The sequence below is a fragment of the Dactylosporangium sp. NPDC051087 genome (genome assembly GCF_055586325.1).
Map to the genome: position 1 here is coordinate 1 of NZ_JBVJIJ010000041.1, position 26,749 is coordinate 26,749.

Annotated in this window: 16 protein-coding genes, 1 pseudogene and 1 riboswitch; of the genes and pseudogenes, 6 read left to right on the plus strand and 11 right to left on the minus strand. The window is 67.1% G+C overall.

The window, feature by feature from the left end; all coding sequences use genetic code 11:
* The first annotated feature begins 181 nt into the window (after window positions 1-181).
* Complete coding sequence (locus tag ACZ6TV_RS48545; RefSeq protein ID WP_465307378.1) at window positions 182-769, plus strand: PP2C family protein-serine/threonine phosphatase; 588 nt, start codon at window positions 182-184, stop codon at window positions 767-769.
* Window positions 770-1,353: 584 nt separating this feature from the next.
* On the opposite strand, the gene ACZ6TV_RS48550 is transcribed toward ACZ6TV_RS48545, so the two are convergent.
* Complete coding sequence (locus ACZ6TV_RS48550) at window positions 1,354-2,838, minus strand: GAF domain-containing protein (RefSeq protein WP_465307284.1); 1,485 nt, start codon at window positions 2,836-2,838, stop codon at window positions 1,354-1,356.
* 339 nt (window positions 2,839-3,177) lie between these two features.
* Here ACZ6TV_RS48550 and ACZ6TV_RS48555 point away from each other — a divergent pair, with 339 nt between their 5' ends.
* Window positions 3,178-5,583, plus strand: coding sequence for a winged helix-turn-helix domain-containing protein (locus ACZ6TV_RS48555; RefSeq protein WP_465307286.1), 2,406 nt, complete (start codon window positions 3,178-3,180; stop codon window positions 5,581-5,583).
* A 1,004-nt stretch (window positions 5,584-6,587) separates the two neighbouring features.
* Here ACZ6TV_RS48555 and ACZ6TV_RS48560 read toward each other — a convergent pair.
* Complete coding sequence (locus ACZ6TV_RS48560) at window positions 6,588-7,454, minus strand: transporter substrate-binding domain-containing protein (protein WP_465307288.1); 867 nt, start codon at window positions 7,452-7,454, stop codon at window positions 6,588-6,590.
* A gap of 104 nt (window positions 7,455-7,558) precedes the next feature.
* Here ACZ6TV_RS48560 and ACZ6TV_RS48565 point away from each other — a divergent pair, with 104 nt between their 5' ends.
* A complete protein-coding gene (locus ACZ6TV_RS48565) occupies window positions 7,559-9,142 on the plus strand; it encodes a methyl-accepting chemotaxis protein (RefSeq protein ID WP_465307290.1) in 1,584 nt (527 codons plus the stop codon).
* Between the two features lie 299 nt (window positions 9,143-9,441).
* On the opposite strand, the gene ACZ6TV_RS48570 is transcribed toward ACZ6TV_RS48565, so the two are convergent.
* The 3 genes and pseudogenes from ACZ6TV_RS48570 to ACZ6TV_RS48580 all read right to left on the minus strand — a co-directional run bounded on the left by ACZ6TV_RS48570 (window position 9,442) and on the right by ACZ6TV_RS48580 (window position 12,813).
* Window positions 9,442-9,675: a hypothetical protein gene (locus tag ACZ6TV_RS48570; protein ID WP_465307380.1), complete on the minus strand. Its 234-nt coding sequence runs from the start codon at window positions 9,673-9,675 to the stop codon at window positions 9,442-9,444.
* 33 nt (window positions 9,676-9,708) lie between these two features.
* A pseudogene (locus tag ACZ6TV_RS48575) lies at window positions 9,709-10,505 on the minus strand (IS5 family transposase).
* A 100-nt stretch (window positions 10,506-10,605) separates the two neighbouring features.
* Window positions 10,606-10,792, minus strand: a riboswitch (cobalamin riboswitch).
* Window positions 10,793-11,673: 881 nt separating this feature from the next.
* A complete protein-coding gene (locus ACZ6TV_RS48580; RefSeq protein WP_465307292.1) occupies window positions 11,674-12,813 on the minus strand; it encodes a hypothetical protein in 1,140 nt (379 codons plus the stop codon).
* A gap of 1,681 nt (window positions 12,814-14,494) precedes the next feature.
* Here ACZ6TV_RS48580 and ACZ6TV_RS48585 point away from each other — a divergent pair.
* The gene (locus tag ACZ6TV_RS48585; RefSeq protein WP_465307294.1) at window positions 14,495-14,728 is read left to right on the plus strand and encodes a CDGSH iron-sulfur domain-containing protein; all 234 of its coding nucleotides are present in this window, start codon (window positions 14,495-14,497) and stop codon (window positions 14,726-14,728) included.
* Window positions 14,729-15,441: 713 nt separating this feature from the next.
* Here the strand turns inward: ACZ6TV_RS48585 and ACZ6TV_RS48590 are convergent.
* The 3 genes from ACZ6TV_RS48590 to ACZ6TV_RS48600 form a co-directional block, all read right to left on the minus strand.
* The gene (locus ACZ6TV_RS48590) at window positions 15,442-17,706 is read right to left on the minus strand and encodes a catalase (protein ID WP_465307296.1); all 2,265 of its coding nucleotides are present in this window, start codon (window positions 17,704-17,706) and stop codon (window positions 15,442-15,444) included.
* A 132-nt stretch (window positions 17,707-17,838) separates the two neighbouring features.
* On the minus strand, window positions 17,839-18,255 hold the full coding sequence (locus tag ACZ6TV_RS48595; protein WP_465307298.1) for a hypothetical protein: 417 nt from the start codon (window positions 18,253-18,255) through the stop codon (window positions 17,839-17,841).
* A gap of 578 nt (window positions 18,256-18,833) precedes the next feature.
* Window positions 18,834-19,049, minus strand: coding sequence for a Uma2 family endonuclease (locus ACZ6TV_RS48600; protein WP_465307300.1), 216 nt, complete (start codon window positions 19,047-19,049; stop codon window positions 18,834-18,836).
* 535 nt (window positions 19,050-19,584) lie between these two features.
* Between ACZ6TV_RS48600 and ACZ6TV_RS48605 the strand changes: the two genes are divergently transcribed.
* Window positions 19,585-21,072, plus strand: coding sequence for an NHL repeat-containing protein (locus ACZ6TV_RS48605; protein ID WP_465307302.1), 1,488 nt, complete (start codon window positions 19,585-19,587; stop codon window positions 21,070-21,072).
* A gap of 6 nt (window positions 21,073-21,078) precedes the next feature.
* Here the strand turns inward: ACZ6TV_RS48605 and ACZ6TV_RS48610 are convergent, their stop codons facing one another.
* From ACZ6TV_RS48610 to ACZ6TV_RS48620, 3 genes are all read right to left on the minus strand, one after another.
* Window positions 21,079-21,381 carry a hypothetical protein gene (locus ACZ6TV_RS48610; RefSeq protein ID WP_465307304.1) on the minus strand — a complete coding sequence of 101 codons (303 nt, stop codon included), beginning with the start codon at window positions 21,379-21,381 and terminating at the stop codon, window positions 21,079-21,081.
* A 186-nt stretch (window positions 21,382-21,567) separates the two neighbouring features.
* The gene (locus ACZ6TV_RS48615) at window positions 21,568-22,623 is read right to left on the minus strand and encodes an AI-2E family transporter (protein ID WP_465307306.1); all 1,056 of its coding nucleotides are present in this window, start codon (window positions 22,621-22,623) and stop codon (window positions 21,568-21,570) included.
* Window positions 22,624-22,773: 150 nt separating this feature from the next.
* Window positions 22,774-24,702 carry a ricin-type beta-trefoil lectin domain protein gene (locus tag ACZ6TV_RS48620; RefSeq protein WP_465307308.1) on the minus strand — a complete coding sequence of 643 codons (1,929 nt, stop codon included), beginning with the start codon at window positions 24,700-24,702 and terminating at the stop codon, window positions 22,774-22,776.
* Between the two features lie 535 nt (window positions 24,703-25,237).
* On the opposite strand from ACZ6TV_RS48620, the gene ACZ6TV_RS48625 reads away from it, so the two are divergent.
* Window positions 25,238-26,653: a ricin-type beta-trefoil lectin domain protein gene (locus tag ACZ6TV_RS48625; RefSeq protein ID WP_465307310.1), complete on the plus strand. Its 1,416-nt coding sequence runs from the start codon at window positions 25,238-25,240 to the stop codon at window positions 26,651-26,653.
* Window positions 26,654-26,749: the final 96 nt, after the last annotated feature.

The following is a 26,749-nucleotide window of genomic DNA, read 5'->3' on the forward strand; positions in this document are numbered from 1 at the left end:
ACGCCGCCACCAAGCCCGAGCCCGCCGCTCCCACTACGCACGACGACTCAGCGCCGAGCTTCAGCCATGATCCCGAACGGCGGCTGCCGTACTAGCCGCCCGGTACTATGCCGCGCACGCCGGTGACCGGGTCGGGGGGGACTGGTACGACGCGTTCCACACCGCCACTGGCGCCACCATTCTGGTGATCGGCGACGTCGCCGGACACGACATCACCGCCGCTGGACAGATGGGCCAGCTGCGCACCATCCTGCGCGCCCTCGGCCACGACCGCGACGAGACCCCCGACCAGATCTTGGTTCGTACCGAGCGTACCGTCCACAACCTCGGCCTGGACATTCTGGCGTCCGCCATCGTCGTCCGTCTCACCCTCGACGCGGCCCAGCCCGGCACCTATCAGCTGTCCTGGTCCACTGCTGGGCACCCACCGCCGCTGCTGCAACACCCCGATGGACACGTCGACATCCTCGCCGGCTCTGACATGTTGCTCGGTCTCGACCCCGCCAGTCCCCGCCGAAGCACCACCATGCCTCTGCCGCCCGGCGCCACCCTGCTGCTCTACACCGACGGGCTGATCGAACAACGTGGCGTTGACCTCCGCGACCGCATCGCCCACCTTCGTGACCTGCTCGCAAGCCTGCACCATGAGCCGCTCGACAGCCGCCTCGACATCCTCATCGAGACTCTCACTGGCCACATCCACAACGACGACATCGCCGTCATCGCCTGCCACAACTCAGAACCTGGCCCGCCACCAGGGCACCCTTAGCGCCGCACAGCCCGCCCCAGCCGTCACGCACACCGCCGCGCGCCGCCATATCACCTGGAGTCGCGAGTAGGGCCGACGACCCAGACCGTGGCGTACGATCGCCGGTCCGCAAGGGTCGCCGCGTCGATGACTATGGACGTGGCGCCCTGGCGGTCGGGATGCTCCGCTGGAGTGGCAAGCGCCGCACCAAGCGCCGCGGCGGCGGACTGCTACTGGCCGAGCCGACCTGATGCTCAGCGGTTAGGAACGACGCCAGTGCCACCCGAGGGTCCTGCAGATCTTGAATGTTCAGGCAACCTGACGCAGCCGGCTTCGGTGAAGCTCAACTGCTCGCCCTTACGGCCGCGCGCGAGATTCCACCGCTGATCAGGACCGAACCCAGGCAGCCGGGCCCGATCCAGCTCACCCCGCCAGACGGTGACCGCATCCCACCGAGGCGATGGCCGTCGGTAAGAGAGTAGCGGCCGTGCAGCGGGTCTGGATCTGCTTCGAGGACGAGGCAGGTCAGACCCAGCAGCCGCCGCCGAAGACTCGTACCTAGGCCCCGGGCGAGGCCTTCGACGACTCGCATGCCGAGGCGCTCTTCAGGGGCGGGTGAGCGTGGTGAGGAGTTGCCGGGCGGTGCGGCGGCCGCGGATGAGGGCGCTGCGCCGACGGGCGAGGACGGGGGTGGGGGCGGTTGGGTGGTGATGGGCGGCCATGCGGGCGGTGGCGAGCATCAGGTTAACGGTGAAGGGTTCCAGGATGTCAGTGTCGTTGACGCGGTGGCGGAGTTCGCGGCGGGCCTCGGGACGGTGGCCGGTGGTGAGGTAGAGGGTGGCGAGGTCTAGGCCAGAGAGGTACACCCCCGCGGCGCCGAAGTCGAGCAGGCCGAGCCGGCCGGACGGTAGCTGCAGGACGTTGTGCGGGACGAGGTTGCCGTGTGCGAAGGTCCGCGTGTCATCGCAGCGTTCGAGGAGGGCCAGGGTGCGGCGGGCCTCATCATCGGTTAGGTGCCCGGCGTGGTGGTGGGTGGCGATGCTCCGTTCATAGTCGATGTGCCAGCGTCGCAGCACGTCGCCGGGTGGCTGCCAGGTAGACAGCAGGGCAGCGGTGTGGATGATCCGGCGGACCTGGTCGATGTCGAGATCTGCGGCAGTGTCGGGTCCGTCGTGGAGAGGATCGCCGATGGCGCGCGTGAGGATGAGGACGCGATCGTCGTCGCTCCAGCGGTAGACGCCGACGACGACGGGCGGCCGGTGACGATCGAATGCGCGGGCGACATCAATGTGGTGGTCCAGGCTGCGGCGTGCCGCGGTGGTATCGGTGAGGCGGATGCCGACGGCAACGGGTTCGCCGTGCAGCCGGGCAGCGCTGACGAGGAACGTGGCTGTGGTCCGTAACGGCGGCCGGCCGTCGAAGACCAAGCCGCTGGGCAGGGCCGTAGTTGACCACAACTCGGTGAGCGCCGGGGAGTCCTGATCGGTGTCTGGACCGATGTCGTGCATGTCTGGCCGCTCGTACGGTGGCGGTGCTTGCCGGTGCGTCGCCGTATCGTGGGCGAGGGCGTGCAGGGCCGCGCTGCAGTCGGTGGCTAGTGCATCGAGGTCAGCGAGCTCCGCCGAGGTCCAGTCTCTAGGCTGGCTGTCAATGGCGCACAGGACGCCAAGGACTTGCCCGTCGCTGGAAGTGAGTGGGGCACCCGCGTAGGCCACGACGCCGAGATCGGCGATCGCGTCGTTGGTATGCAGCAGCGGGTGGCGGCGGGCGTCGCGGACGACCAAGTGGTCGTTGATGCCGATGACGTACTGGCAGAACGAGTGCGTCAGGGCCGTCTGGCGGCTGTGCTGCCACGGGTCGGGAAGTCCGACCGCGCCGGGGAAGATCTGGCGGTCGGCTTCGACGAGGACCACCAGCGCAACAGGTGTCCGGAGTTTGGTGCGTACCTGCTCGGCGATCATGTCGAACCGGCGGTGCGGCGTGTTGCTCAGCCCGGTCGCTGCGACGGCCCGGAGCCGGTCGCGGTCCCGGATCAGCACAGCGGATCGGACCGAGTCGATCGTCGGCGGAAGAAACCACCGATCAGTCATTGCGGTTGCCTCCTGCGCACTGCTCGCCCCCGCGGTCGTTGAGTATGAGGGCGTACCCACACGTCCGGGAGGTGTAACCACGGTGAGCGCTGTCGTATGGCGCGATCATCCTAGGTGGTCCACACTGATTAACTCGCAGACTGTGACTGGAGTAGATACTCGCGGCGATGTCGGGCATTGTCGATGCGCCGATGACGAGGCTAGCGCATCTGCTGTCGCTGCGGCCGTGGGCAACCGTGGGGGTGGAATCGATATGGTGTCGCGATCAGGCCCGGCATTCGCGGTGTTCGGGTCATACGGTGTCGAGCGCATCGGTCGAACCCATCCGGTTGGTATGCGGTGCGGGCGTGGCTGACGCCCGGCGATGCGGGCCTGTGGCCGCCGCCGGGACTGCTGCCGCGGGTGCGGCTGCACAGCACCCTCAGCAGGTTCACCGCTGGCAGCCAAGCGGTCGGCACGGTCTTCGCCCCGGCCGGTTCTGGAAAGACGACCGTGATCCTGGACTGGATCACGGCGTCTGCTGCGGACAGCCGCGTCGCCTATATCGATTTATCTCGATGCGATCAGCAGCGATGGTGGCGCGCGAATCAACGGCCTGCACTCTGGTGGCCCGCCGAAGCGGCCACCGTCGACGAACTCTGCTCGGTGCTGCGCGGCAACCACGACCCCGCTCAAGCAGGCACCGCGGTAGTAGTACTTGATGGCACTGAGACCGTCACTAGCACCACCTTCAGCCAGCAACTCCATGCCCTCGCCACGGGCGCAGGACCGCTGCGGATCATCCTCGTCGGCCGATGCGCCCCAGCCGAAGAGCGACCCAGTACGCTTGCGGTTCACACGGTCCTTGACGGCAACCACTTGATGTTCACCGATGATGAGACGGCCGAGCTGTGCGCCCGCCGCGGCCTCACCGTCTCGTCCGCCGTCACCCGACGGCTGTACGCAATCACCGGTGGCTGGCCCGTCGGCGTTGCCCTCGCCACCGACGAACTCGCCGCCCACCCATACGACCCCGAACCGGCAATCGATCGGCTGCTGAACACCGGCGCTGGCCTCGAGGAATACCTGCACGACGATCTTCTGAACGACTTCCCGGTGCACTGGCGCGAAGCGGTCCGTGACGGCAGCATTGTCGAGTCGGTCAACCCGGCCCTGTTCGGAACACTGACCGGCCGCAATGACGCCGCCGCAATCCTCGCTGGCCTCGCCCGCGAAGCGATGTTCGCCGTCCCGATGCACGACGCCTCGGGATGGTACCGATATCGCCGTCTTTGGCGCAGCTGCCTGTATGCAACCCTGACCCGCGACGATCCGGTCAGAGCCCAGCAACTGCACCGGACTGCGGCTGTTTGGTACCGCGCCCACGACCAGCCGGCCGAGGCGCTGCGACACGCCCTTGCCGGCAGGGACCGAACCCTCGCCGTCACGCTGAGCCGAGCGCACCAAATCGAGATCCGGGCCACGCCCGGACGAGCAATCCTCACCGCAGCACTACCGCAGCCCTGGTCCGCGCTGCGCGCTGACGCAGACCTCGGCGCAGCCTTCGATCTGCACACAAACCGCTCCCGCAGGCAGACCTCGCCAAGCCGCAAACTTGCCACCGCACCGTCACGGCGACCCGCCGACTCCGACCCAAGCGCCTCCTCCCGCATGTACCTCGACCAGCTCCAACACGCCGTGGGCCGCGGCGACCCCACCACCGCGCGAGCGTCACTCACGCACTACCTCACCTCCGCCGAACCTGGCGATGGCGTCGTGTTTCGCTACCAAGCTGTCATCGACTACCTCGACGGACGGCTTCGTCGGGCCGCCAGCCACGCGATCGCCGCCCGTGCCCACATTCGCCGGCACGGCATCACCGGCTCGCACGATGAGGGCTGGGCGCTACTGATCCTCGCCGCAACCGCAGTCCAGCAAGGTCACCTCGGCATAGCTGCCCGCCACCTCGACACCCTCGCCGTCGAGCTGTGGCAGTCCGACCCTGCGCTACTTGCGGCCGAACGGCTGCACCACGCCCTCGCGTTGCATCAGCGGCGCCAGTACGGTGAAGCACTCGCCGACGTGGAACAGCTCATCGCCGACGACGCCGACACCCTGCTCGTACCCCGCTACGCTGCCCGAACGTTGCGCATCGACCTGCTGCTCGCGATCGGGCGCACCACCGACGCAGAGCGGCACTGGGCCACCGACGCTGAGCATGTCGCGAGCCTCAACCCGACTGTCGCAGCCATCACCACGGCGAAACTGCGGTTGGCCCGTCCTGCCGCGTACCGCATCGAGGACCTGCTACATCCGCTGCTGCAAGCCCGCGCCGTGCCGCTGTACCACCAGGTCGAGGCGCTGCTCCTGCTGGCGAACCATGCGGCACGCACTGGCGCGGACACCACCGCCAGCCACCTAAACCAGCAGGCGATCACGCTCGCCACACCCGAAGGTCTCCGGCATACCTTGATAACCACCCGGCACTGGCGCCAAACCGCTGCGGCTGCCCTACCCATCACGCCGGTTTCCGCACAAGCACAGAACGGCCCCAACCGGCAGCCGCCATCATCGATTGACCTGACTCACGGAGAACTCGCCGTCCTGCGACTGCTGCCGGGATTTATGACCATCACCGAGATCGCCGCCGAACTCCACCTGTCTGTCAACACCGTGAAAACCCACCTCACCGCCATCTACCGCAAACTCGACGTCCACCGCCGCCGCGATGCTATACACCGAGGCCGCGAACTCGACCTGCTATAACGGCGGTCGCGGCGGTGCCGTTCGTCCACGGTGCGGTCGTCCCCGCGAGCGTCGGACCAGGGCCGGTGCGGCGCGTGCCGTGCTGCGTCCATGCCGTGCGTGACTCAGTCGCGCTCGCAGCATAGGGGCGAACTCGGATACCGATCGCTCGCCGTACCGGCGGTGGTGCCGATGAAACTCAGGCTGCGGCTTCCAACGCGACCATGCGCAGGAGACACGGACCCCAAGCCTAAGGACAAGATCGAGGAATTCATCTTCGTTCTCCTCGAGTAGGGCTCTGCAACGGTCAGCGTGTGTCAAGATCCATCACGCAGATCGCGGGAGTGCCCTGATCTCGCGAACAACCACATCCATGCCATCGGTCGGCACGATCCGAGGAGCAAAGGGTTCGATGTAGACCTGCGGGTGAGCACTCGCCCGTTCTGAGATCTGTTCCCGGACTCAAAGCCGCTTCGAATCGATCGAGCCCTACCGTCTCGGCCACGCAGTTGGACCCGTTCGGGCGGTACCCAGTCCGCTGGGTCATACACGCGGACGCCCCGCCCCGGGTGACATAACCTGCTTGCTGGGATTAGCTGAGGATGAATCGGGCGAGGACGTTGGCAATACACCCAATACCTCGCCAGATGAGTCATACGGTGAGCTCGGAGCTGCGATAGGCCGGTCCCATGGGGGTGCGACCCGGTGGATCAACGGACACGACGCCGTTTAGGCCGTATCGGCGTTGACCGCAGATCTCCCGTGCACCGTCGCCCCCGCGGCGGTGCACGCTGCTCCAATCGACCTCCTGCGCGAGCCGTTGCTGGTCGCTGGAGACCGCTGAACGAGCGCCGGCGCATGCAACATCAACCGACACCTGTACCGGCGGGCCGATCGAAGCCGGGCTGCACGGTGACAACAGTGGTGCGCGAGCGCGGTGATCGTTGGTGCGGCACAGTCAACATCCTCGTGAAGGAGAGCAGTGGTCGGGATCTGGGCCGTCTGGGTCCGACGCGAAGCTCGGCCTATGCTCCGCCGTTGATGGCGCCGGTCTTCAGTGAACCCTCCGTGAGGTTCCACCGCTTGATCAGGGCGTCGTATGTGCCGTCATCGAACAGCTCGTACAAGGCGCCCTGTACGGCCTTCGCCATGCTCGGACGGGTTTTGTTGACGGCGATGCCATAGGGGGCCGCCTCGACCTGTCGACCGGAGATGCGCAGGCCGCCGCCGGCGGCGACGTCAGCGACCGCGACCGGATAGTCGTTCATGAATGCATCGGCGCGGCCTGCCTTCACCGCGTCGCGCGGGGTGTTGTTCACGACGACCACCTGCAACGCCCGGCCCACCGGGCAGCCAGCCGCGACGTCCTGCGCCATCTCCTGGTACATCGTGTCGAGCTGCACCGCGAGCCGCAGTCCGCACAGGTCGGTGAGCCCGGCGACGTCGCGGACCCGGTCGCCGACGACGATGGAACTGCCGACGTGCAGGTAGTCCACGAACGTGACGAGTTCCTGACGGGCAGCCTTGTCGGTGATCGACGCCATCGCCAGGTCGATCTTTCGCGCTTGAACGTGATCGAGCAGGTCGCCCCAGTTGGTCTGGCGTAGCTCAAGCCGGAGCCCAAGTCGGGCCGCGACCGCTTGGGCGAGATCGATGTCGAAGCCGGCGGGCTTGCCGTCCTTGAGGAATTCCATCGGCTCGAACACCAGATCGGAGCCGACCACCAAGACTCCGGCCGTGCGAATGTTGTCAGGCACCAGCGCCTGCAACGCAGCCCGGTTGGCGGCAGGAACTTGGTCCTTGCCGGTGCGCTCCAGGGAGGCGCTGCAGGCGGATGCGGACAGCATCAGGGCGACGACAGCAAGTCCCATGAGGCGGCGCACGCCCAGCATGTCGGTCCGCCAGGGCAGAAGTTGAGCGGTTCGCTTCAGGTTGCGCCCACTGCGACCGATGAGGTGACAGCGACAGACGTTCGCGCTGAAAGGGTGTCATTCGGATGAGGATGACGATCCGTCGACAGATTCTCGCCCTGGCCGGCGCGGGCTTCCTACTTGTCGCGGCAACCGGACTGATCGGCTACCAGGGCACCACACGGCTCGGCGACGCCCAGCGCGACCTGCGGGCTGCCGCCGAGGCGTTACAGGCGATCCGGACCGCAGACACGGCAAGAGTCGCGTTCCGCGCCGATGTCCTCGCCGCAGTCGTGACGAAAAACAGCACCGAACGGCAGGCGATGCTGGATCGGCTCGGTTCCGACGTGCGACACCTGCGCATCGGCCTGGCCACCGCCAGCCGCCTCGACCCACACCTGGCCCGGCCGTTGGCGGATCTGGCGGCGACGGTCGATGCGATGATCGCCGCCGGGCAGCGGGTCGTGACACTGGCCAGCCGGTCCGACACCGATCCGCAGCAGACCGGAGTCGCCGCGGCCCGGCCACTGTTCGAAGAGCAGTATGCGGCATTCGAACAGGCGATACCGGGCATCGAGCACCTGATCGCGCAGCGGACCGATGCGGCCGCACGCACAGCCGCAGACACCGAGTCACGGGCCAACCAACTGACCCTTGCCACCGCCACGGCCGCCGCACTGCTGCTCGGCTGCACCGCCGTCCTCCTCGCTCGCCGGATCTCCCGGCGCATCCAATCGTGTGTGCGGGCAGCGCGTGCCGTCGCCGCGAAGGACCTTACGATCGAGCCGGACGTCGGTGGCACCGACGAACTCAGCGAAGTCGGTGCCAGTCTCGCCGAAGTGATCACGACGCTGCGCCGGGCCCTTGCCGAGATCGGCGCCAACGCGACCGCGCTGACGGATGCATCCGGCCGGCTGCTGACCACGAGCCGCAGGCTCGCTGCCGGCGCCGACACCGCCGCTGGGCAGGCGGACAGCGCGACCGGCAGCGTCGAGGCGGTCACTGGACGGCTGACCGGGGCCACGCAGGCCGCGCACGAACTCCGGGTCGCGATCGAGGCGATCCAGACGGCTGTCAGTGATGCAGGCCATGTCGCTGGCGAGGCGGTCGAACTCGCCAGTGCGACGAATCGCACGATCGAGCGCCTCGATCGGTCCAGCAGCGAGGTCGCCGCCGTCCTGAACGTGATCACATCGATTGCTGAGCAGACGAACCTGCTCGCCCTCAATGCGACGATCGAGGCGGCCCGCGCGGGCGAGCACGGCAAAGGCTTCGCGGTCGTCGCCGGTGAGGTGAAAGAACTGTCGCGAGAGACCGCGGGTGCGACGGAGAACATCGGCACAAAAATGACGGTAATGCGCGCCGATACCGGCAGCGCAATCGAGGCCATCACCCGCATTACGTCGGTCATCGGCCGGATCAACGAGATCCAGCGCACCATTTCCCGTGCCGTTGAACTGCAGCTGGCGGCGACGACGTCGATCGGCGACAGCGTCGAGCAGGTCAGCCGGTCTTCCGACGACATCAGTCGGTCGATCTCCGGGGTAGCGGAGGCGACCGCAGGCACGCAACGCGGCGCCGGTAACACCGCGGCCGCCGCTACCGACCTCGCCGACCTCGCCGAACGCCTTTCGGCGCTTGCCGGGGAATTTAGGATCATCACAGCCTGACGCGGCGTCAGGCAGCGATGTGCTACCTGTCCACGACGCCGATCGCTGGCCGGCCTAACCCATTCCCAGGCTCGGCGACAGGAGATGGCCGTGTGGATCTGTGGTTTGCCGCCACATCTGGGCAACGGTTGCGCTGGCAGACCGAAGTCGCCCGGGACGGGTGCTACTTCCACGTAGCGTGGGCGGGAGCCTCGCGATGCGGCGCCCGCCCGCGAATGCGGGTTCGTCAGTCCTTTCGCAGCCCGGCGGCGGCGACGAGTGCCGCAGCGACGCCTCGACCTCGGAGTAGCCGCGGGTCTTCAGGCCGCAATCGGGCTCACCCAGAGCCGCCGGGCGGGGACAGTGGCAACGGCGCGGCGCAGCGCCTCGACGATCTCGGTGTGGGACGGCACACGAGGGGAGTGGACATCCCACACGCCGGGTCCTCCGCCACGGCTGTAGCCGATGGTGGCGAGGTCGTTGAGGATCTCCATTTTCGAGCGAGACGCCTCGATGCTGGTGACGTCGGCGTTGAGGGCGTCGATCGCAGTGATGACGCCGCCGAACTCGGAATAGCATAAGAGGTCCTAACAAAGTCGTACGACGTGTCGGTACGTGATGATGCAGGTCGCGAGGTTGAGGAATGCTTCGTGGATGTCGTCGCGGTGTTCCCAGCGGATGCGGAGTCGTTTCATGCCGTGGTACCAGGCGATGGTCCGTTCGATCACCCACCGGTAGACGCCGAGGCCGGAGCCGTGCGGTGTGCCGCGGCGGGCGATCCGGGGGTGGATGCCTTTGTGGCGCACGAGTCTGCGGTACTTGTCGAAGTCGTAGGCGCGGTCTGCGAACAGTTCGGCCGGTCGGCGGCGTGGCCGGCCTCGACGGCCACGCACCGGCGGCACCGCGTCGATCAGCGGCAGCAGTTCGGTGATGTCGTGGCGGTTGCCGCCGGTCAACGACGCGGCGAGAGGGATGCCGGCGCCCTCGGTCAGGATGTGGTGTTTCGAGCCCGCTCGGGCGCGGTCGACCGGGCTCGGGCCGCTTTTGGGCCACGACGAGCAGCTCGCAGGTGGGAGGAGTCGATGACCGCTCTGGACCAGTCCAGCTTCCCCGCTGCATGCAGCTCGGCCAGGAGGAGTTCATGCAGTTGTTTCCAGACCCCGGCTCAGTTCCACTCCTCGAGGCGTCGCCAGCAGGTCATGCCGGAGCCGAAGCCCAGCTCTTGCGGCAGGAACTCCCATTGGATGCCGGTGTGCAGGACGAACAGGATCCCGGACAGCACCTGCCGGTCAGGAATCCGCTTGCGACCTGGACGTTGTGGGTCGCGGGGTAAGGGTTTGGGCAGTAGCGGTTCGATGCGCTGCCACAGCCCGTCCGGCACGATCCACGGCGGCTGTTCACCACGCCTCACGGCCGAAGATATTAGATCATCCTCCACAAAGGACGGAAGACCCTCGATCAACTTTGTTAGGACCTATGAGTAGCCGGCTCAAGCGGCGGCGGTGAGCGTTCAGGCGCCAACTACTGGCGGTCGCTTCCCAGGCTTGCGCCCAGTGCATTGTTGACGGCTGTCGTTCTCACTTAACGCTGCGGGGCAGTCCGGTCTCACGCCGGTCCCCTTACGCCGCCCCGTCCTTGCGAACGGAGCGAACCAGCACTGCCAGTTATCGTGCGGGTGCCCCAGCGGCATCGGAACCAGTGGACCCACCATGTGGCACCGCGGTTCGTCACCGCGGTTCGTCACCGTGAGGCCGACTATCGGTGTCCCGCCGCGCGGGACGTGCCGTACCGCGAACGACCATGGCCGACATGGCATGGAGGCGGATGCGAGCTGGCCGCAGTCCGTCCTGCGAACCTCGAACGCTGGACGCGTTCTGCCGCCGGTGCCCGTACGGTCCGAGCCGCCCGCCCACCAGCACCTGCGGGCGCCTGCGCTCGGCCAACTTTCGCCAGCCAAGGCGGCGCTCGCCGACGCCGAACTCGACCGAGAGCGCGAAAATGCAACTGCTGTCCCGCATGGTGCTGTGCGCAGGACAGCAGCGCACCCCAGTTCAGAGAGTCGTCGTCGACCTGACCGTGCCGTCACGCCCACCTGAAACGCCGACACCCGGCGCTCGAGGAAGTTCGACAGCTCCTGGACGTCCTGCAGCTCCATGAGCGCGAAAGAGCAACACCAGATGCTGTAGCAGCGTGTCGCCTCCGACACACGTGACCCTCCGTGTCTTCCCGGCCGGCGTCAGCGACGGTGGTGGTTGGCTGTGGTCGAAGTTTCGTTGACCGCGGTGCGATAGCCGCCAACGCGCTTCGATCTGATCAAGGTGCTGTTCCCGGTCTGGCGTCGCACCTGTCCTTGTCGCGATCCGATTTCAACGGTTGACCCGCTTGCACGCTCGGGGCCCTTCCGTGGCCTACTGGGATGGCGAGACGGTTTGGCGGTACGCGCCGAACCCGTCCGCAACGCGACGCCGAACTCAGCCTGTGACGTCACCGGTTCGCGTCAGCGCCATGCACGCATGTAAGCGGGATGCAAGGTTACCGATGGGGTATTCACGTCACCCAACCAGACGTTCATGGACCCGGCTGGCCTGGTACCGGACGGCGGCCGTGAACGCCGCCTCGACCAGGTCGTCGGTGGTGTCGAAGAGGTCATTACCGGCGATGCCGGTGGCGGCGCCTGCGATGACAGATTTTTCCTCCCGGTACACCAGCATGCACACACGGAGCCCGTTGAGGAGGTGCTCGAGCAGGTCCCTGGCAGGGTGCTGCGGGTCCAGCGGTGTCAGTCGGTCTAGCAGCACCGCGAGTGCGTGCTCGCGGTGCCCGACGTCGACACGGAGGAGTTGTTCGCGGGCGGCGTCCACCCGTTGCAGCAGTGCGGTCGGGTCTGGGATACGGCCGGCGCGGACCGCATCGGCTTCGATGAGCAGCCCGGTTACCGCCTCCCGAGGTGTTGCGGATCGGTCGACGACCACGTCGACGACGAAGGAGGGCACTTCGGCCGAAACCCCTTCGAGATCGCCGGCGTAGGTGAACACGTCTGCGGGTGCGATGTCGGCCGCAGCTGCAGTGAACTCGGCGGCGGCCACCAGCCAGTGTGCGGCGGCGACACAGGCTGCAGCGGGGTCGACGCTGGTCAACAGGGCTTCGCTGCCCAGCGGGTCGGCGTGCAGGATTCGGTCGGCCGCAGCAACCTGGACCGGCGACACGTCCAGACGGTTGAGGGATACCGCCTGTGCGGCGCGGCCTGATAAGTCTCCCAGGCTGGCCCGGCCGATCGCATGGATTTCGGTCCGGATCTCGGCAGTCACCGCTTCGGTGATGCCGGCGTCACCGATGTCACGCAATGCGAGACCTACCGCGTGGGCGGAAACGGGCACGGGGTCGTGGGCCGCTCCGAGCAGCCCGTGCGGATCTGGCAGATGCGGCCTGTCGACCACGGCCAACACGTCGCTGAGCCGTTCGGCGTGCTCCTGCGCCCGCAGGTTGAGGCGGCCGGAAACGTCGTCGGCAGGATGCTGGTAGGTGTCCCACAGGTGCCGCGACAATCGGGTCAGCGCATCACACAATCGTGCAGAGACCGTGGGAACAACAGCGGGGCCGAACTGGCAGACTGTCGCCGCATGGTGGCCGACTCCGGCTGGCCAGACAGCCAGCAGCGACGCAGACTGGTTGTCGAACGCGTATGTGGTCACTCCACCTCTCCTACCGCAGATCACCGCTTGCAGGCGTGGCTAACGCGTCATTTGGCGCATACGCACAGCTGCAACTGTGGCATCGCTGCCGAGGAGTGCAACGGAGTGCAGGCTGGTGCCAGGGTAGATCAGTATCCACTGCTTGCTGTTAGGCGTTGCTGACCACTATGACGGAGTTGCTCCTGTCGCCGGGGTTTGCGTTGGTGACGGTGTCGCCGACGGCGACGGCTGTGCGCTGGGGCGCGTACGCAGTTGCACCACTTGGGCGGTGTATGTCGTGCCGCTTGCGCTGTTGCTACTGGTGATGGTTCCTGAGACCGTGATCTGGCTACCCGTCACCAGAGCGCTTGGCTGCACGACGCTCTGGTTCTCGTAGACCCGCACATTATCGCCCAGCGCCCATGTCTTGCTCCAGCCGTCGGACGACCTCACCCCAACCGACGACGTCGTGATCGAGGTGATTGTGCCCTTCTGCAGAGCTACCCGCACGGGACCATTCTTGGTTTGCACGACGCCCTCGCCGTGGAGCATGTCCCTGAGTATGGCGCCATGGTGGTCATAGCCGTTCGTTTCGCCGCTCGGGGCCGAGCCAGGCGCGGTGGTGGTGGTTATGCCGCCTTCAGGTGCCGAGGGGGTCGGTTGGGCATCTGCTGCTGCCGGGGTCCCCAACGCGCCGAGTGCCGTGAGCGCGGCTGTACTCACGGCTAGGCCAATTCGGGTACGCATCCTAAGTTCTCCTTCAACGGGACCGGAGGCGTTTGATACCACCGTGGTCACCCTGTAAACCATATGAACCGGGCGGATGGCGGCAAATCTCATCCGTGGCGGTGACCGCTTACCTTCCTCGTGTGCCGCCACCGGGCTGGCGGCACACGCGGTGCTGAGTTGTTGGCAGCGGTTGAGTTGCGCTCGTCCACATGGCCCTCTACATGGCGGCGTCGAGCTGATCACCGGATCCGTCACCGCTCGGTCTCGTGGCAAGCACCGCGGTAGATGGACGCTGTCGGCGTCCGGACTCGGCATCGCAGGTCTCAGCGCCTACCTCGACGGGTATTTCGCGTTCAGCCAGGCCGCGAACTGCTTTTGCTAGTTGCGCGTTGGCGGTCGTCGCAGCGGCATGGCACCGTTGACCGGTACCGTCCGGCGTACACGCGACGGTCTCATGTCCGCTACCCACGCCGATGAGCCCCGACATTGAAGTCGAACCCAGGCCGAGGTTGAGCCTCGAGATCAACTGTCCTGCGTACCACTTAGCGCAGGTCGTCCTGCATTTTGTGAGAGCCGCTTACAAGCAGCCCTGTTGGTCGGCAGCGGCTGGTACGTCAACGCGCCGATCTGCTATCCCCGGCTGGCTTCTGGGGCGCGTCACGGTTCGTGCGAGAGGAAGATGTGGCCAGCTATCGCCTGCGGCCCGGACCTCGACGAACTCGCCGAGAGCGTCCGGCCGTACTGGGGAGGCACGCTTCACCAGCACTGTCTTCGTTTAGGTCGGCGCACTGTGCAACAACGCTTCCTCGAGGAAACCGCCGGACCATGCTCGAGCGGCTGCTGTGCACGCTCGCCAAATGGGCAGTAGCTGGTGCCGTGATGTCTAGCCAGCTGGCAGACGTAATCGTATCTCCGGCACCTATTGGCCGTTGCACATTGTTTGCTGTCGGGGCAGCAGGGCATCGCACTTCGTATGGATGATGCGGCCGCGTCTGTGACTCCGTGTGAGGACGGACCGCTGCTGGTGCGCGGCAACTTCACGTTGCTGACCCAGGACGGCGAGGTCATCGATCCGGGTCGGCGCACCGTCGCGCTGTGCCGGTGTGGACGCTCGGCGATTAAGCCCTTCTGCGACGGGACCCACAAGGTTGTGGGTTTTCGGGCGCCGAGCGCCCCGACAAGCGGCCGTCCGCTCGACTCAGCCTGAGTTTCGAAGCGACAGCTCGCTAGCCTCTCCCGGTTGGGCCTGCAGATGGCTGCCGAAACTTGCGTCGACGGCGAAGTCGCACGCGGCGCCGAAGAGCACCAGCGGGAGTGGCTGGGGCAGGTCCGCCCAATTACGGACTCGAGCCGCGCAGGCTAGCACGTGGCGATCTGCTCGTGGACGGCATGTACGGCATCAGCCTCCACGCGTCTGTCGTGAAACGTGTCGCATCCCCAACGCAGCTCGCGCTGCCCCGTTGCCGTATCGGCCGTGTGGTAGCGACGAGGTCAGCTCATAGATCTCCAGGTGTCCAGGATCGCGTCGAGCGGCCGCCGGTTGAGGCGAAAAGGGCGGGTCGGTCTTGTGTGCTGAGGACCGATCGGTGCGGCGAACCGCGGAAGTACTTGAGCGCGGTATGCCAAGGCCGGTGGCCCGTTCGGGTCTGCGGTCGGTCCGGCTGTCGAGACGCCACCATCGTTGATGGCCAAGTTGGAGATCAAAGGCGGGTAGGTATCTATTTCTAGCTCGGCAGCAGATGGCGCGTCGCCCGGTCGCTGGTATCGGCGCGTGACGGCTACGGGGCCGGTTTGCAGCGATTGAGCGGCCGCCGGCCCGTAGCCGTTGAACGTGGATTTGCTAAATAGAGTGCCTGCGCCGTGTAGTGCTCCCGCGGTGGCGGGGGCTATCTGCACTTGCGAGGTTGATGCGCGGGCGGATCAGTTGGCTGGCAAGGAGAATCGGTCCCAGACGCGGTGGCCGGCAAGCAGCGGTTGCAGCGCAGCAAGGGCGGCTGGACCGGTGTCGGCGGTGACGACGCCGCGGGTGCCGGTCACTCCAGCTTGGGCGAGCGCATCGATGCCGCTGCCCCAGCCGCCGATGGCTTTGCCGTGCCGCCAGCATTCCTCGACCATGAGCAGGATTCGAGGATCGACGGTCGGTGCGTCCGACGCGCCGGCCTTTGCATCCCGCACCGTGAGCGCGTCCGGGGCCGGGGCCGGCGTGGTGGCGAGCAGCAGCGCGTCGAACTCTACGGAGCGGGCAGCGGCGAACGTGCGCTGCACGGTCACATCGCCAACTGTCCCGCCGTGTGGGCCGATGACGAGTGGCACCATACCGGCGGCCGTGATGGATGCACGGACCGCGTCGAGCTCAGCGGCAACCGTGTTGTCGGGGCCGGTGACGATGCCGATGACGCGCCCGTCGACGGGCCATTCGTGCCCGAGCTGGGACAGTGCCGGGCTCGGGTCGATGTCCGGCAGCGCCAGCGTGGGTTCCGGGGCAGGAAGGCCAAGGCCGGCCGCGACCTCGGTGCATAGGACTGGGTCGATGTTGGCCAGGCTGTGCAGTTGCCGCTCGCGGATCTCGGCGTGGTAACACCGGGACAGTTCAAACGTGTAGGCGGCGATGATGTGTTGCTGTTCAACCGGCGACATGCTCAGCCAGAAGAGCCGGGCCTGGCTGTAGTGGTCGTCGAACGACGCCGGGCTGGCGCGAACCTTCGGCGCCTCGGTCACAGTCACCGGTACGTCAAGGAAGGCGCCGTCGTCCGTGGTTGCGGTGGCGGGGTTTCCGCCGTCGAGGGAGTTGGGTCGGTAGGGGGCGATCCCGCCGTGTACGGCCTGCTGATGGAACCCGTCGCGGAGCATGTCGTTGACCGGTGTGTGCGGGCGATTGATCGGGATCTGGTTGAAGTTCGGGCCGGCGAGCCGGGTGATTTGGGTGTCGACGTAGGAGAAGAGGCGGCCCTGGAGCAACGGGTCGTTGGTGACGTCGATACCGGGCGGCAGTTGGCCGAGGTGGAACGCCACCTGTTCGACTTCGGCGAAGAAGTTGCTCGGCACCCGGTCGAGGGTCAGACGGCCGACCGGTTGTACCGGGGCCAGTTCTTCGGGGACGAACTTCGTGGGGTCGAGCAGGTCGATGCCCGCGAAGGTCTCGTCGGGCGTGTCCGGGAATACCTGTAGGCCGAGTTCCCACTCGGGGAACGCGCCGGTTTCGATGGCGTCGTAGAGGTCGCGGCGGTGGAAGTCCGGATCCAGACCGCCTAGCAGCTGGGCTTCCTCCCAGGTGAGGGAGTGCACGCCGAGCTTGGGCTTCCAGTGGAACTTGGCCAGTGCCGTGTCGCCGGCGGCGTTGATGAGGCGGAACGTGTGGACGCCGAAGCCCTCCATCGTTCGGTACGACCGTGGAATTCCCCGGTCTGACATGTTCCACATCGTGTGGTGCTGGGCCTCGGTGTGCAGCGAGACGAAGTCCCAGAACGTGTCGTGTGCGGACTGCGCCTGCGGGATTTCGCGGTCCGGGTGTGGCTTGCCGGCATGGATGACGTCGGGGAACTTGATCGCGTCCTGGATGAAGAACACCGGGATGTTGTTGCCGACGAGGTCGAAGTTGCCTTCGGTGGTGTAGAACTTCGTAGCGAAGCCACGGGTGTCGCGGACGGTGTCGGCTGAGCCGCGGGAACCCAGCACGGTAGAGAATCGCACGAACACTTCCGTGCGTGCGTCCTTGGCAAGGAAGCCGGCTTTGGTCACGTCGCTAGCGGTGCCGTAGCCGACGAAGAAGCCGTGTGCGCCTGCGCCTCGTGCGTGCACGACCCGCTCGGGAATGCGCTCATGGTCGAAGTGTGTGATCTTTTCGCGCAGGTGGTGATCCTGGAGCAAGGTCGGCCCACGCGGCCCGGCTTTGAGCGAATGGTCGGTGTCGTGGAGCCGGACCCCACCCGACGTGGTCAGATAGCGGCCCTGCTGTGCGTTCGCTGCTGCTGGGCCGCCGGTCGGGACGCCGGTTGGGGTCAGTGCCGCGGGGGTGCCCTGTTCCTTCGACGGCGATGGCGGGTCGACGGCCTCGGTCGGCTCTTCCACGGACGGTGTGACGCTGCCAGGCTTGCCAGGCACGTCGGGGCGCTGCGCGTCGGTGACCTTGGCGGCGGCCGCCTCGACAACGTCCTTGACCACCTCGGTGGGCTTACGGGAATTCATGCGATCCGTCCCCCTTCGCGACCTTCCGGACATTGCGGCGGTTACCCCTAGTCACGTCGGGCAAACAAGCTGGTCCTCGCCCAGCTCGTCCCGTCATCGCGCACCAGCCGCCCGGCGTAGAGCTCGTCGTCATCACGGAGCGGACCCGCGGCGGGAGAGATGCTGATCGACCTGCTGCGTCAGGCGGGCCGTTACGAAGAAGCAGTCGCCGCCTGCGATGAGACCTGGCGGACGTACGGGCGCTGAAAGGCCATCCAGGTCAAGATCAGCATATTGGCGTCGCGCGGCGACATCAACGGCGCTGAAGCGTGCGCCGTGCAACTGCTCGCCTCCGGCGAGCTCACCGCTGAACAGCGATGCCAGCTTCATCGCCGGTTGATCGAGCGGCGAAGGCGCGACGCCGACTGGGCAGCCGCCGAGGCGTACGCCCGGACCGCGCCGCGAGATCAGCCGGACGACGACCGGCACGCGTGCGGATTGATCTTCGCTCAGCTCAGCCAGGACCGGCAGACGCGGCGGGGGCTCATGCGGGCAGTTGAGGCCCGCCATCCGCGATGCGGGCATCGTTCGGGCGCGGGCAGACCTGCGCCTGCGGTTCGGTCTCACGCCGGAGGCTTGTGCTATCGCCGAGACGCCGCCAGGATTTGGCAAGGACGATCTCCGAGGCGGACTGCACTCATCGGAAGTCAATCGAAAGATCAACTTTGCTTCTGCTGTGATCCGTAACGGATGGGCGCAGCACGCCGACCTGCCAGGATGTAGCGGCTGCGCGTTGGCCCTAATGATTCGATCGACAGAATTCGCATACCTGAGCTGTATCGCAAGGCTCTGGGCATGAGCCGTCGGGTCAAGCATGGACATCGCCAATGCGTATGGCTGGGTACCCGCGCAGGCCATCGTCTTCGTCTCGACGGGTGTACTCCCATACATGGAAGGCATGCGCGCATCGGTTTCGCACTTCAAAGCCGGGGTGGCGTGGTGCTGGGCTGTATTCAGGCTTGACGAAGGTGATCTTCGGGTGATGTCTGGAGCAGCCACCCGAGAGGCATCTGCGCCGCTCGTTCGTACTTACTGACCGGTTCCAGTGCGTACAGGGGCACGGTCTGTGCAGCGTCGCGGGCCACGGTTCAGTACTGGGGGATTCCCGCTGCTGCGTACTCGTCGACCTTGATGACCCTGTCGGTTGTCTCAGAGCCGCGGGACATGATCTCGATGACGAGCAGTAGATCGGTCACGGCCAGCCAAACGGCGTGCTGTTGAGGTCGCGACCACACCGTCAGGTCAGGGATGCGACCGCCGTCGCCGTCCGGGCCGGAGATGCGGATGCCGGCGGCGGCCTGCATCAGCTGCTCTGCGGGCTCGTCAAGTGGCCGTCGTTACGGTGCGCTACATGCAGTCGAGGTCAAATTCGCGTTTCCATGGTGGAGGATTCGCATCGATACACTCACGATAATGCAGGTGGAGACTAGGAGTTCGCCAGGGTGACGGTGACCCACCAGGTTGGCTGGAGGGGTGAGTCTTGTCTGGCTTCCTGGCCTCTCACCTGCGAAACCGGCCGATAGGGCTATGAAGTGCCGCGTGCTCGTAGATCTGGGTGATCTTCGGATAAAGGCATCCTGATCTGCTAAAACTCGCCCGCGAATGCGATGAGCCAGGATTTCGCCAGAGCTCAAATTCTTCTTTATTCGGGCAGTACTCACAGTCTTCGATATGTAGCGGCCTGGCTGCTTACTGTGATTACCAGCGTGAAACTTAGCGTAGTCGTCATTGGCGCGACCGTTGGCGTCGGTGGTCCTGGACAGCGGATTTGTCTACGTAGGTATCTCCCTGGCGGTTTGAGCTGGTTCTGCTGTTGCGTCATCGATACAGTGGCCGGTCGTGCCCCTCCGATGGTTGCTGCTGCGCTTGACGTCGGCCGGTCTTCTGGCCGCGCTGGTCCTGTCCGCGGGGGCCTGTTCGCAATCGTCCGGACCGCCGCGGATCGCCGGTGAAGAATCTCCGGCTGTCGGAACCGGTCCCGGATCCGTGGCGACAGTCGGGTCCGCACCGACGGTGGCCGGACCCGCTGGTGTGGCTGGTTCGTGCCCGTCGGCGGAGGTGTCGTCGAGCAGCACCGCGGTGTCGCCGCGAGCTGCGAGCTATCTCGGTCAGGGCGCGGGCGATACGGCTGACGCGGTCGACATCGGTGTCGGCTGTCAGATCGTTGTCGGCGGGACACTGACCTCGGTTGTCGGTCCGACCACGACGTTTCCAGGGGGCGGTGCCGGCGCTGTGGTGCGGCTCGACCCGACCGGCCGCTCGGTCGTCGGCGTCAGCAGGGTCGCGGCGGGCGTGGACGACCTCGAGGTGCGCCGTTCGGGAGGTGACATCGCCGTCGCGACCGAACGCGGCGTGGTGGTGCTCGATGCCCGGGCGTCGGTCGTGCGGTGGCAGGCGGCGGGAGCCGTCAGCCGGGTTGCGGTCGGCGATGCGGGAACGGTCGCCGCGCTCGGCGGCACGACCGTTCGGGTGTTCAACGCTGCCGGCGTCGTGCAGGGCAACATTCGTCTCGAGGGGCGCACCGTCAACGATGTGGCCGTCGACGACCGTAGGGAGCTGGTGTTCGTCACCGGCTTCGCGCAGCGCGGGGGACCGTGTGGGCAGGTGCAGGTGGCGTACGTGCATGCCTATGACCGGCGTGGCGCGCTGCGCTGGCGGGCCTACGATTTTGCCGCCGACGCCCTGCTGGGTCAGTGCGCGGACAGTCGCGGTGATCGGGTCGCCGTCGGTAGGGACGGAAACCTGTATTTCGCCGGTGAGACCGCGGGGGGCAACAGCATCTTCGCCCGGGATTCCAGGGACGTAGCCCGTGCGGCGCCCAATGTAGCTGGTGACAAGTTCAGCCAGGCGACCAACACCGGCTCGGCGCATCTGACGTACGTCGCCCGTATCGACGCCGCGAGTGGACGCGTCACAGCGGGATCGATGGTGGTGGCGCGGATCGACACCAAGGGTGACGCCGGCAACACGATCAAGCCCAACGCCATCACCGCCGACGGGGCAGGCCGGGTGTACGTCGGTGGGGTCTCGGCGTACCAGATCGCCAACCGCAATCGCCTGACGATGAACGGCAGGACCCTGGCGCCATACGGTGGTGGTGACGCCTGGGTCCTCGTCACCAGTTCGGATCTCAGGAAGCGGCTGTTGTGGACGGTCTGGTGCGACGGAGGCAAGGGCGAGGTGCGCGGCATCGCCGCGTCGGAGGGCGTCGCGGCGGTCGCCGCGCGGGTGGACAAGGCACCGTTCTACACCGTCAACTCGCTACAGTCCGGCCCGGCGTCGAAGGACGGCGCCGGATACCTGGCGACCTGGCCCACCCCGCGGTGACGCCGTTCAGGCCTCGTGGTCGAAGGCGCGCAGCCGGCGGCGGGCTCCGCGGCGGCTACGGCGGCGCTCCGCCCGGCAGTGGAAGCTCCACCAGCGGTACCCTTTGCTCTCGCAGCGGCGGACCCAGTAGGACTGGGTGCCGCCCCAGTGACAGCCGTGCCGCACCTGTCCGAGGGATGCGCTGCTGGCGGTGATCTCGTGCGGCAGCGTGCACGGCCCGAACCGGTGATCGTGCACAGGCTTGCACGCCACCATGGGCGGGTCGGCCATCTGCACCCACCACGGCCTGGTCTTGTCTGTCCTGCTCATGCGGTGACCTTCCGGCTCCGCGACGCCCCCGGGGCTGTCGTCAGATCGGATGCACCACGATCACCTCCACTGCGCGCTTCCTGTCCGGTCGAAGCATAACGGCGCGCCTACCGTTCGGAGCGCGCCGCTACAGTGGTGCGCAGTTCTGTGGAAGCCCGGTGCGTTCCGAGGTGAGTGCGACGTGGGTCAGGTTGCTGGTTCGGGCGTCGGCGCTCCCGTCGGGGTGTGATCCTCGCCCACTGTCGGCTGCTGCTTGGGTCGGCCCCTGCGTCGGTCCCAGATGTCGCGGGCCAGGATCTGCAGCACGCCGGCCACCGGGATGGCCAGCAGGGCGCCGAGGACGCCGGCCAGCTCGACCGCGAGGAGAATCGCGACCAGTACCGTGAGCGGGTTGAGCTGCACGGTCCGGCTGAAGACGACCGGCTGCAGGAGGTGGTTCTCCAGCTGCTGGTAGACGATGAAGAACACCACGGTCACGATGCAGGCGGTGACGGAAACACTGAGCGCGGCGAGGGCCGCGACGACCGCGCCGAGGGTGGCTCCGACCAGCGGGATCAGGTCGACGAGCGCGACGAACAGGGCGATCAGTCCCGCATACGGCACGCCGAGCAGCGCGAGGACGGCGTAGGTGAGCAATCCGCAGATGATGCTGATCAGCAGGTTGCCGCCGATGTACCCGGTGACGGTCTTCGCGCAGTCCCGGCCGACCCGGCGGATCCGTTCGGCCCGCCGGTCGTCGAACAGCGCCACGAACCCGTCGACGATCCTCGGCGCCTCCAGCACCATCAGGTAGGACAGCACGAAGATGGTGATGATCCCGGCGACGGTGGTCGCCACGCCGCTGAGGATGGCCAGGCTGCGCGCGCCGAGGTCGGAGGCGTACTCGCGGATCCGGTCGGCGTGCTCCTGCACGTAGTTGGTGACGTGGAACCGTGTCATGAGCCCGCCGAGCGGGCCCCGGCCCTGCTGGGCGTCCTTGACGAGCTGCGGGAAATCCGCGGCGAAGTGACCGCCCTCCTTGACCAGCGGCACCACGAACAGGGCGACCAGCCCGCCGACCGCGGCGAACACCACCACGAACACCAGCAGCGTGCCCAGCCACCGCCGGCCGAACGCGACCCGCCGGGTCACCCAGTCGACCAGCGGATGCAACGCGACCGCGAAGAACCCGGCAACGAGTATCCAGGTCAGAACCCGGCGCGTCTCGTAGGCGAACAGCAGCAGGAGCACGGTGCCGAGCACCAGCCCGATGACAATCAGTGTCCGGCGGGCTGTCGTCGCGCTGTCCCTGTTCCGCTCCGTGTCCAGCACATCGCAGCGCCTACCCTTCACAGAATGAACCCAAACGGGCCGCCAGTTGCATCCTGCCGGCGGCCCGTTGCGTTCTGCTGCTTACGCGGGCAGGAACCACTGCTGGTTGGCGCCGCCGGTGCAGTCCCAGATGGTCACCTGGGTGCCCCAGGTGGTGGACCAGCCGGGGATGTCGAGGCACTTGCCGGAGTTCGGGTTGCGCAGCGCGCCGTTGGGCTGCGGCTGCCAGACCTGCGCGGCGGTGCCGTTGCAGTCCCACAGCTGCACCAGGGTGCCGTTCGCGGTGCCGGCGGCGTTGACGTCGAGGCACTTGCCGAGGACCCGCACGGTGCTGCCGGCCGAGACCGTCCACTGCTGGGCGGTGCTGCCGTTGCAGCCCCAGGTCTGGATCGGGGTGCCGTTGGTGCTCGCGGCCTGCCGGACGTCGAGGCACATGTTGCTGTACCCGCGGACGGCGCCGGCGTTCCCGCCGGTGAGCGTGATGTCGATGGTGTGCGTGCCGGTCAGGTTCGCGGGGATCGACCGGGCGGCTGTGGTGGTGCCGTCCAGTTTGAACGTGCTGACGACGTTGCCGGCGCCGTGCAGCGCGATGTTCACGGTGGCGTTGCGGTACTTCAGGCCCGACAGCGTGACGTCGCCCCAGCCCCAGGGCAGGTTCGGGGTGAAGGTGACGCCGGCGGTGGTGAAGCCCATGCCGAACATGCCGGTGTACAGCATGCGCAGGTAGGCGGTGGCGGACCAGGTCTGGTTGGCGAGGGGTCCCCAGTGGCTGGACGGGCCCTGCCAACCGCCGTCGGGCGCGCCGGATCTGAAGTTGTAGATCTCGTAGAAGCCGCCGCTGCTGTTGGCGAGCCCGGCGAGGGTGACCACCTCGGAGGCGAAGCGGGCCTGGTCGCCGGTGCGGGCGGCGGCGTCGGCCCAGTAGCCCTGGATCATCGGCCACACCGACACGTTGTGCCGGCCGGGGTTGTTGTCGCCGTAGCGGGGGAAGTGCGGATAGACGTCCACGATGCCGTAGGGCTGGATGTGGGTGTTCTGCATGATGAGCTTCGCCTGGGCGGCGTCGGCGATGCCGAACATGATGGCGAAGGACTGGCCGGTGCCTTCCTCGGACTGGTCGAGCTGGCCGGTGGGTGCACCGTCGCCGTTGTGCAGCAGGTAGCCGTAGGTGCCCTTGGCGGGGATCCAGAAGTACTGGTTGATCTTCGCCTTGAGCGTGTCGGCGGCGGCGTTGAAGGCGTCGACCTCGCTTGCGGGCCGGCCCAGCGCGGATGCCATCTGCGCGGCGCTGCGGTACGCCGAGTAGTAGATCGTGTTGGTGCTCAGCGTCATGATGCCGTTGGTGGCGTAGCTGCCGACGAAGCCGCCCCTGCTCTCGGTGGCGTCCGCGGGCGGAGCCGGGTAGCCGGCGATGCCGTCGTTGAAGAACGACGGGCCCTGGAACAGGCCGTAGGCGGCGTTGTAGTTCGCGGCCCGGCGAGCGTTGATGGTGTTCGTCGCGGCCTGGTAGGCGTTGGTGAGGAAGCTCTGGTCGCCGGTGACCTGGTAGTGGTTCCAGGCGGCGGTGAGCCAGACGACCTGGTCCCACCACTGGTTGTCCTGGTTCACGATGAGCTGCCCGTTGGACTGCCGGCGGACCACCGACCAGAGCGTGTTGCGGGCGACATCGGACTCGAGCAGGCTCGCCGCGTTCCACGAGTTGACCGCCGCGTCGCGGGTCCACGGCTGCTCGTAGCCGCCGCCGGCGCGGATGAACGTGTTCGGCGGGCTGGTCATCAGCCCCGACTGGTTGTAGACCGACGCGTCGTACGGGACCGTGTTGACGTCGAGCAGGTTGGCGAGGGCCTTGGTGTAGGCGGAGCCGAGGGTGTTCTGTGCGGCGGGGTTGGCGAACTGCAGCGTCGGGCGGCTCGTGGCGGCGAGCGCGGGCGACGCTGTGGTCGTCGCCACGAGGGCGGTCGCCCCGGCGAGCAGGGTCACCCCGATCCAGGTGTGGAAGCGGTGCGGCATGACGGGTTGGCCTTCCTTCGAGGAGGCCGCGCGGCATCGGCACCGGCACTGGTGCCCGGGCGGGCGGCAAGGGGCGGCAAGACCACGACCAGTTCGATCCGGCTGGCGGGCCGGACGGACGCGCATAAGCAAAGACGGGTCAGGCGCTACTTGTCAACGTTGTCACATGCGCTGCGGTGGGCTCTGGATCGTCTTCGGGCGGAAGTCGTAAGAGCGACGCTTGTGGCTGCGAGACCAGGCGCAGGCTCGTCGCTAATTTGTTGCAGATTGTTGACTTACGAATGAAAGTGTTAGAAAAGCTGAAATTTCAATAAAGAAACTTGCCTATTTCAAGCGCTGTGCGCATGCTGAGCGTGTGGTGGAGAGCGCTCTCCACTGTTCGGAGGACCCCGCGTGCCGCCGCCGCTCGGCGCCCGACCGCTCCGAACGCCGGCTTTCCGGCGACCATCGCGCTGGCCAATGCATTGCAGGCTGTCGACCGATGCAATGTGACAACGATGTCACAGCGACTACGACACCGGGACCAGGAGTGCCCATGCGCAGGACCTTGCTCATCTTCGCCACCGCCGTGCTAGGCGTCGCCGCCCTCAACATCCCCACCTCTATGGCCGGCACCGAGACCGCCATGCCGGCCAACGACATGGCCCGCGGGCTCGTCTACGACGGCTTCAAGCACGGCACCGGCCGCTGCAAAGGCATGTACGAGGTTAAGAACGTCCCTGGCGCGTGTACGCACGGCCCGGACGCCACCTTCCCCGGCATGACCGTGTTCGAGTCGGTGGCGCCGCTGCCGACCAGCCTTGCCGCCGGGGCTACCCAGGCCGCCGCTGCCGTCTGCGACGGTGACGGGGTGTCCGGGAACCGGGTGCAGGTGCTGTACGTGCGGGGCTCCGGCAACGCGGACCGCTACAACCAGTACGTCAACTCGATCCGCACCTGGACCCAGGGTGTCGACGACATCTACAGCGCGTCTGCGGCGCAGACCGGTGGGGTCCGGCACATCCGGTTCGTCACCGACAGCGGCTGCAACATCGCGGTCACCAACGTCGCGATCCCGAACAGCGCGCTCAGCGACTTCGGCAATTCCGTGAACGCGATCAAGAACGCCGGCTTCAACCGCACCGACCGCAAGTACCTGATGTACGTGGACGCGACCGCGTTGTGCGGGGTGGCGTACGTGACCCTCGATGACCGGCCGGGGCAGGACAACGCCAACAACTCCGGCGCGTCGTTCAGCCGGGTCGACTCCGGGTGCTGGTCCGCCGGGCCGGCCGCGCACGAGCTGACGCACGCCCTGGGTGCGGTGATGAGCTCGTCGCCGAACCACACGGCGTACGGGCACTGCACCGACGACTACGACATCATGTGCTACAACGACGGACCCGGCACGGTCATGCGGATCGTCTGCGGTGACCAGGCGCAGGACAACCGCCTGGACTGCAACAAGAACGACTACTTCAACACCAACCCGCCGGCCGGGTCCTACCTGGCCACGCACTGGAACGTCGCCAACAACCGGTTCCTCATCAACGGTGGCAACGGCGGCGGTGGCGAGGGAGCCAGAACCGGCCAGCTCACCATGACCGGCGTCGGCAAGTGCGTCGACGTCAACGCGTTCGGCACCGCCAACGGCACGAAGATCCAGATCTGGTCCTGCAACGGAAGCGGCGCCCAGCAGTGGACGGTGCAGGGCGACGGCACGATCCGTGCTCTCGGCAAGTGCTTGGACGTCAACGGGGGTGGTACCGCCAACTCCACCCTGATCCAGCTGTGGGACTGCAACGGCACCGGTGTCCAGCAGTGGACGTACGACGCGGGCAGCCAGGCGCTGCGCAACCCGAACTCCGGCCGCTGTCTCGACGACCCGGCGGCGAACACGACCGACGGCACGCAGCTGACGATCTGGGACTGCAACGGCACCGCCGCCCAGCGGGTGACCCTGCCCGCCTGAGCGGACCGGCGGGGGGGGGGGGGGGGGGGGGGGGGGGGGGGGGGGGGGGGGGGGGGGGGGGGGGGGGGGGGGGTGGGAGAGGGGGGGTGGGAGGGG

What these genes read in the sequence shown, in the direction of transcription:
- ACZ6TV_RS48550 (WP_465307284.1), bottom strand. Translation starts at nt 2,838, where the DNA reads ATGACTGATCGGTGGTTTCTTCCGCCGACGATCGACTCGGTCCGATCC.
- ACZ6TV_RS48560 (WP_465307288.1), bottom strand. Translation starts at nt 7,454, where the DNA reads ATGCTGGGCGTGCGCCGCCTCATGGGACTTGCTGTCGTCGCCCTGATG.
- ACZ6TV_RS48565 (WP_465307290.1), top strand. Translation starts at nt 7,559, where the DNA reads ATGAGGATGACGATCCGTCGACAGATTCTCGCCCTGGCCGGCGCGGGC.
- ACZ6TV_RS48585 (WP_465307294.1), top strand. Translation starts at nt 14,495, where the DNA reads ATGGATGATGCGGCCGCGTCTGTGACTCCGTGTGAGGACGGACCGCTG.
- ACZ6TV_RS48590 (WP_465307296.1), bottom strand. Translation starts at nt 17,706, where the DNA reads ATGAATTCCCGTAAGCCCACCGAGGTGGTCAAGGACGTTGTCGAGGCG.
- ACZ6TV_RS48595 (WP_465307298.1), bottom strand. Translation starts at nt 18,255, where the DNA reads ATGGCGGGCCTCAACTGCCCGCATGAGCCCCCGCCGCGTCTGCCGGTC.
- ACZ6TV_RS48600 (WP_465307300.1), bottom strand. Translation starts at nt 19,049, where the DNA reads ATGCAGGCCGCCGCCGGCATCCGCATCTCCGGCCCGGACGGCGACGGC.
- ACZ6TV_RS48610 (WP_465307304.1), bottom strand. Translation starts at nt 21,381, where the DNA reads ATGAGCAGGACAGACAAGACCAGGCCGTGGTGGGTGCAGATGGCCGAC.
- ACZ6TV_RS48620 (WP_465307308.1), bottom strand. Translation starts at nt 24,702, where the DNA reads ATGCCGCACCGCTTCCACACCTGGATCGGGGTGACCCTGCTCGCCGGG.
- ACZ6TV_RS48625 (WP_465307310.1), top strand. Translation starts at nt 25,238, where the DNA reads ATGCGCAGGACCTTGCTCATCTTCGCCACCGCCGTGCTAGGCGTCGCC.